Raw genomic sequence first — 7570 nt, forward strand, 5'->3', positions numbered from 1 at the left:
CATCGCATCTGCATCACGCAGCTTGCGGACAATCTGCTCGGGGTTGGGACGTTTTCTTCGCTTGATCATCAAAAGTTCTCCTCGTCAAAGGGACGCTAATGACCTCCATAACAATTGGATCGGTTTTTGAAAAGCAGACCAGTGGTAGACCCCACCTCTGAATCAGTTGTTTGAGCTTACGGTTCTCCTCTCCCAACGACTTCAATCTACGGACATCAGCGATGCCTCAACTGGTGTACCTCTTATGCTCGGAATAATGTCTGTTCGTTGCCCCCATCTTCCTGACGATCTCAGCCGATGCAGCTCGGAAGTCATGCTATCGCAAAGAAAAAGCAATCTGTTCTTCCGACTGAAGCAGTCTGATCTACCTACTTACAATACAAGATAGCAAAATATCACGCATTTTGCATGGATCAAGATATTTTTTTGGGGGGCCTACAACATGTAATCTAACAATATTGAGATATTTTCTTTATCTGTCACGTCCCGAATATAGTAAGATTGCTCTTTTAGATATCATGTGTAAATTAAGGTAATTAGTCTTCACAGAATAAGTTTGTCAGTAAATTACGGCGCTTTCAATCGCGAGTGCGGCAACTGAAATGAATACATCCGAAACGATTGCTTCTGGTAAATTAAACCGTGAGTATCTCTGGTTAGGAGTTGTTTTAGTCGTAGCAGGTTTCTTTCGATTTTCTTATCTTAATCAAGTGTCATACTGGTTTGATGAAAGCTTCACCCTGAAAATGGCGGAGTTCCCACTTCTGGATATGGTGGAAAGAAATATGCATGATGACGACAACCCGCCCTTGTACTATCTGACATTAAAACTCTGGGTATATCTATTTAGCAACTATCTTACCGCACCACGTATTTTAAGTGCGCTCTGCAGTATGACTACTGTTGCTGGAACATACTTTCTCGTCAAAGAAGCCTATCAGACATCATCAGATAGTAGGCCAAAACCAGATTCTCGTTACGCCGCACTTCTGGCCGCAGTACTTGTTTCGTTAAGTCCGCTTCAAATCAGTTGGGCGCAACAGGTTCGCATGTATGCGATGGCTCCGACGTTTGCCGTCTGGTCAAGCTACTTTTTATTTCGAGCCATGTTTCGAAAAAACAGTGGAAAAGGGAGTTGGATCCTGTTTACTCTCCTCTCCGTCTTGCAGGCGTACACTCACTATTTTGGTTTATTTATTGCGATCGCCCAATATGGTTTTGCCTTGGGGTATGTTGGATATCAACGCTTGAACCAGCGAGAGAAAAAAGTTTCACTGCAGACAGTATTGATCTCGGGAATTACGTTCTATTTTCTATTTCTCCCCTGGTTACTGGTCTTTCTAGAACACCGGGAAAGAGTAGATGTGAAAATGCCTACTGCAGATATCACATGGCCCTATATTGGGACCAGACTGGCAATGTCTTTTGATCTGCGATGGTTTTACAGTGTCACTCCTGTGACGGGAGTGTTGGTGGCCCAGTTCTTTTTGATTGTTTTTTTGATGTTAGCAATTCAGCGTCGGCCCGCTGATTATTTTGTGATACTGACGACGCTGCTACCGTTTCTTGCTGCTGCGATCGTATCCCTCTATATGAGGACTGTTTTTGTTCCCCGGTATCTAATTTCGGCACAGGTGTTTGCTCTGATTTCGATTGCTGTTGCAGTTAGTAATATTCCATGGAAGATATTTCGCAGGACTGGTATTCTACTGGTCCTGATAGCTATGGGTTGGCTGGCAAAAGAGCAATATTTAACTAGAACACTCAATGTCTCGCTACCAGGCATGCGTGGGGCTGTGACCTACTTGAACGATCAGCGCGAGCCAGAGGAAACCGTAATTGTTTGTAATCCCATGTTGTTTACATCCATTGTGTTCTATATTGATGATAGGGATCAACTTTTTACACAAGGAACTCCCCGTGGTTATCCTTATTATCAAGGAACAGCAGTGATGCGCGATGATGAGTATCTAAAGATTTCTGAATTGAAGAATCAATCTCATACGCGGGTCTGGACTTTCGATGCTGATAAGTGGTTTGGGCATACCTGGATGGTCAATTTACCACCTGGATGGCATGAGGTCAGTCGAAAACGCTTCCAGGAATTCAATGCCGATTTCATCATACGTTGCTATGAGCACCAGCCCCCCAATCAAGTGGCAACAGATGTTCTTTAAAGCATACTCTATAGCCTTATTTAAGGTACCACCTCACAAACCACGCGAAAGCCGATAAAGCGATTGGACTTCCAGGGGGCAAGGATGGGATAATTGATCCGACAGAGTTCTCCGACAAAGATCCAGTCACTCCCACGAACGACTTTCAAAAAGCCTGAAGCGGGTCCCTGTGGATTTTTCTTTGGGGAACGACTGTAATAACTGCGGTCAAACCAGTCAGAACACCATTCAAATACGTTTCCCCGCATGTCGTACAATTGGAATTCGTTGGGTGAATAACTACCAACCGGCTGAATCTCCAAAGGGGGTTCCAAGCCAGCGTTCTCACCAGTTTGCTGATGAGTTTTTCTGGCTGCGAGCCAGTCATAAGCCTCGGACTTCCCTGTACGACAGGCGTATTCCCATTCCGCTTCCGTTGGGAGGCGATATCTGCGACCCGAGGCTTGTTCTTCTGGAAGTTCACTGAGACGTTGGCAAAATTCCGATGCCTCATTCCAATTAACCTGCTCGACTGGAAAATGATCAACGCTGTTTCGCAATTGGTTAATTTCATGAAAGCTGGGGTTGTTGGCCATTACCGCTTCGTATTGTTGTTGTGTGACTTCATACTGGCCCATATTAATTGGCTCAGGGATTTGGACCAGGTGAACGGGACATTCTTCTGGAGGCACTGAGCCGTTTCCCACATCAGGTATTCCCATCTTATATTCACCTGCAGGAAGTACCACAAAGCTCATACCCAGGGAGTTCTTAAACGATTTACCTGGCGAAATTGTTTCTGGCAACTTTTCCACCTGATCGACTTTGGCGTCCGGAGGCGGCTCCAGATCACTTAAGCGGGATTCGAACTGATCGGAGAGTATCTCAGCCGGTGTTTCCCGGGAATGCATCACATGCCAGAGACCGCGGTCTACCTGATCATGCACGAAACGAACGGCTCCATCTAAAAACAATACATTTACTCCCTGTTCATGCATACTGCGAGCAGTAGCCTGATCATTTCGGTCCACATAATGTACGCAAGGCATGCGTGCTTCTTTCAGTGCTTCAGCTCCAATGACTGTATGCAGTCTGCCGCAGCCGAGAACATCATCCGATCGTGCCCATTGATTATTAGGGCCACCATCATCCCCAGAGATCCCATGTGCAGACGTGATACTTCCACCAATTTGCCCTAGAGACCATATACCTCTTGCATCCAGTGGATGAATACCTGCACGAACCTCTTCCAACGCAACAAGGGTTGATTGACCATTTTTGAAATCATCGTAAGAAAAAGAACGATTGATCCCTGCAATCCCTGATCCAGCATATTGAAATACTCGTCGGTCCGCGTCAGCAATGATTTGCACTCCCTCTCCAGCTGGCCTTGAGGAAGTGCCTATATCGGGACGGTGGCACTGGGTACCGAGATTGATCGCATAATTCCCCCGGGCGAATTCCACCTGCGGAGGCTCATCAGGAAATAGCTGAAATAGGTGGTAATTATCCAGACGGTTGTAACTATCAGAAGGACAACGCATTTCATCCAACATGGTAGTGCGTATCTGTGTGTTTTCATCTGCACCAATTGGTTGAGAAATATCATAAATATCGGCCAGACCGGGTTGTCCGATATGAGGCAGGAGTAAAATTGCCCAGTTCTGATAAGTGAGTAAATCGACACGGCGATTCTGATTGAGCATCATGGAACGATATCGCCCCGGATGCCAGTTCGCAGCTGGAGGGAGTGATTGAAAGTTATCATGGTACTGTCTCAGTGCCACACCCAGATCATGCAGACGATTTACGCATGCGGAATATCGTGCACTCTCCCGAGATGAGAGAATTGCAGGCAAAGCGAGAGCCAGAAATAATACAAGTAAAGCAGAGATGATAATTAACTCAATTCTGCCGAGGCCATTTCTAGCGGTGAGTCGATCATGATTCCATCGAGAACCAGCTGAATATTGGGATTCCATTTTCATTTTGATCCTTGGCTCGTCTTTCGGCGTAAAAAGAAAATAGCCACTCCCACCAGGAGGAAGACATTCAAAGTTCCCAATACCGGAAACAACCATTTTGAACCATCGTCCGCTGTTGTGCGTCCCACGGCTCTACGATGCCTTTCCGCAATCAATTCTGCCGCTTTGTGTGATTCAATGTACTCGTCCAAGTCCAGAGACTGATCCTGGTTCTGATCATCTTGAAAAAACTTGTCTTCGGCCCGGGCCAGTCGGATTTGATAACTGCGATAGGCTCTGACATCAGATTGTTCGGGAACCGAGTCGGTAAATACCTCTTCAAAAGTGAGTTTTCCATCTCCATTTAAATCAGCGACAGCAAAATATTTATCGGGAGGGATTTTTGCCGGGTTGTATCGAAATTCAATTTCATCTAACTCGAGCTGACCGTTATTGTTGCGATCATACCGCTTAAACAGTTCCCAAGATAAACCAATCAACTGAGGAGAGGATTCAGTATAGAATTCGTTCCAGGAAAGTTGCCCATCATGATCCTTGTCCTGTCTGCCGTAGACGCGGAGCGTCACATAGTTACAGCCCATGGGAGAGAGGCGGAATTCTTTGAGAGAGAAGTGACCATCCTGATTGCTGTCAAATGCGGCCATTCCCTGCGGAATCCGTTCGCGTGTTGAGTCATTTGAATTGACCTTTGCCAGTTCCTCGACACTCAATAAACCGTCAAAGTCCGTATCACTGCGTTGGAAGAATTTCAATTCGTCAATATTCGACAAGTGAGATTCGGAAAGCTCAATGTAATCCAGGGATCCGTCACGATTAACATCCAGTTCTTCAAAGAGCGATAAGACCTGTTCTTTCGGTCTGCGAATAGAGGGTATATATTCTTCACGGGAGAGTCGGTTGTCTCCGTTTTTGTCTGCATAAGTAATGTAAGAGCGATAGAGGGTACGGCCATCGGGAGTTCGTAGAGGAGCCCCGGTTACGTGTTTCAAACCATAAGCGATGTCAATTAAATCCTGCATTTCCTGTTCCGAGATCTGGCTATTCTGATTTCGATCCCAGTCGCGGAATTTCACTTCTGACAAAGGGGGAAGTTTCTGTGTCAATTCCTTTAAAGGCCATTCACTTTCGGATAATTGCCCGTCTGCATTCGCATCGGCTGCTTTAAATATTTTCATGCAGGTTTGCTGAGCAGCTGAAGCCAGTTCGACAACCGGGTCGGGAACTGGCCCTCGTTTTTCTGGCGGAAACAAATCAGGCAATGTCTGATATTCGGTAAAGGAAAGCTGACCGTTTTGGTCAAAGTCAACCAGATGAAAATCTCGTTGTGCTGCTTTTAGCCGGGCCTGGGGGATTGTGGAAAGATATTCTTCTTCAGAGAGAGTGCCATTCTGATCCTGATCACGGGCGGTGAAAGCGTTCTCGGGCGACATCTTCGATGAATCAATGCGAAATTCGAATTCATCGAGTTCCAGTTGTCCACTTTGATCGCGATCATAACGAGAGAAAAGTTCCCAAGCCAATCCAATCAGTTGAGGCGCAGGTTCCGCATAAAACTCTTCCCAGGACAGCCTGGCATCAAGGTTTGTATCAATTCGGTCATACACTCTCAGGGTCACGTACGAAATACCAACAGGTGCCAGACGATATTCACTCAGTGAGAGCTTGCCGTCTCCATCCTCGTCAAAAGCGGCCATACCCTGGGGAAGTCTCTTGGGCGTTGAGTCGTTGGAATTGAATTTGAGTAACTCTTCGGCGCTCAACAGACCGTCCAGATCGCTATCTCTGCTCAGAAAATAAGCGAATTCGTCGATGTTGGTATTACTGGTCCGTCTCATCTCAGGGTAAGTTAAAAAGCCATCTTTATCTGCATCCATTTGGGTAAACAATTCTTCCACTTTTTCCTTTGGCAGTCGAATTGAGGGAAGATATTCTTCTTTAGAGAGCCGGTGGTCCCCATTTTTATCAGTGCGTTGTATATAGAAACGATAAAGCACCTGACCATTAGGGTTTCTGAGTGATGATCCATCGACATGCTTCATGCCATAAGCCACATCGATGAGTTGCCGGGCTTCTTTTTCTGTAACCTGCCCGTTCCCATCCTGATCCCAGTTGGAAAACATGAGTTTCTCTAGCGGGGGAAGTTGTTTTTTCAATTCTTCTTGAGGCCACTCCTTTTCCGTCAATAGTCCGTCGGCATTTTGATCAGCCGCTTTCCAGATCTTCTGCCATCTCTGCTGAGCCGACGTGGCGAGATCAGCGATCGGATCCGGAACGGGAGCACGTTTCTCTGGGGGAAACAGGTTGGGTAATGTCTGATATTCCTTGAGTGATAGTTTCTGATCGCCATTATAATCGACGAAATGGAAGTTTCGTTTTGCCAGTTTGGGACTCAAATTATTGGCCAGAGCCAGATATTCATCCTGGTCCAGATGCTGATCCCCGTTTTTGTCACTAAATGCGAATGCATTTTCCGGTGCTAATTTAGAAGGGGTGATCTTGAACTCATATTCGTCCGGTTCCAGGAAGCCGCTCTGATTGCGATCGTAGGTTTTGAACTGTTCCCAAAGCAGTCCCATTAACTGCGGCGCGGGTTCGGTGTAGAATTCCTGCCAGGACAGCCGGGCGTCGTGATCCTGATCTTTTTGTCCAGAGAGACGCAGCGTGACATAAAAACAGCCCACCGGCGACAGGCGGAATTCTTTCAACGAGAACTTACCGTCGCCGTTTGTATCGAAGGCCGCCATACCCTGTTTGAGACGCTTCGGGTAGCGGTCATTCGAATTGACCTCTCCCATTTCCTCGGGACTTAATAGTCCGTCCAGATCTTTATCGGTTCGTAAAAAGAAGTTGAATTCGTCGATGTAGGAAGTCGTTGATTTCTTCAATTCCTGAATCGAAAGCGACTCATCCTTATCGATATCCAGTTCCAGAAACAGCGCCAGTACTTTCTCTTCGGGCCAGCGGATCGAAGGCAGATATTCCTCTTTGGAAAGCCTGTGGTCTTTGTTTTTGTCGACTCCAGTAAAATAGGAACGGTAAACCACCCAGCCATTTTCCGAACGTAAATCGGAACCATCTATATGTTTCATGCCGTAGGCGATGTCGAGTAACTGCCGGGCTTCCTGCTGAGAAACTTGCCCATCCTGGTTAGTGTCCCATCTACCGAATTCAAGTTCTGCCAGTGGAGGCCATAGCTTCCTCAATTCCTTTTCAGGCCATTCTGCGGGAGAAATCAGTCCGTCCGAATTCTGATCGGCGGCTTTTTGAATTTTCACCCACTCTTGATGTGCCTGTTTGGCGAGTTCTGCGATGGGATCGGGGACCGCGGCCCGTTCCTCTGGCGAAAAGATATCAGGCATACATTGATATTCAGCAAAGGAAAGCCGTCCGTTCACGTTAAAGTCGCATACCTGAAAATTACGCTTCCGT

General features: G+C 46.5%; 3 protein-coding genes. 1 reads left to right on the forward strand and 2 read right to left on the reverse strand.

All coding sequences use genetic code 11. The features are described from left to right. Positions 1 to 602 precede the first annotated feature (602 nt). Entirely contained in the window at positions 603 to 2177 is a 1575-nt protein-coding gene (locus RID21_RS27770) for a glycosyltransferase family 39 protein (protein ID WP_350194651.1), read from the forward strand. A gap of 20 nt (positions 2178 to 2197) precedes the next feature. Here the strand turns inward: RID21_RS27770 and RID21_RS27775 are convergent, their stop codons facing one another. Next, positions 2198 to 4144, reverse strand: coding sequence for an SUMF1/EgtB/PvdO family nonheme iron enzyme (locus RID21_RS27775; RefSeq protein WP_350194653.1), 1947 nt, complete (start codon positions 4142 to 4144; stop codon positions 2198 to 2200). Continuing rightward, positions 4141 to 7500 carry an EF-hand domain-containing protein gene (locus RID21_RS27780; RefSeq protein WP_350194655.1) on the reverse strand — a complete coding sequence of 1120 codons (3360 nt, stop codon included), beginning with the start codon at positions 7498 to 7500 and terminating at the stop codon, positions 4141 to 4143. The genes RID21_RS27775 and RID21_RS27780 overlap by 4 nt, the downstream gene beginning before the upstream one ends. Positions 7501 to 7570: the final 70 nt, after the last annotated feature.

The sequence above is a fragment of the Gimesia sp. genome (genome assembly GCF_040219335.1).
GTDB lineage: Bacteria > Planctomycetota > Planctomycetia > Planctomycetales > Planctomycetaceae > Gimesia.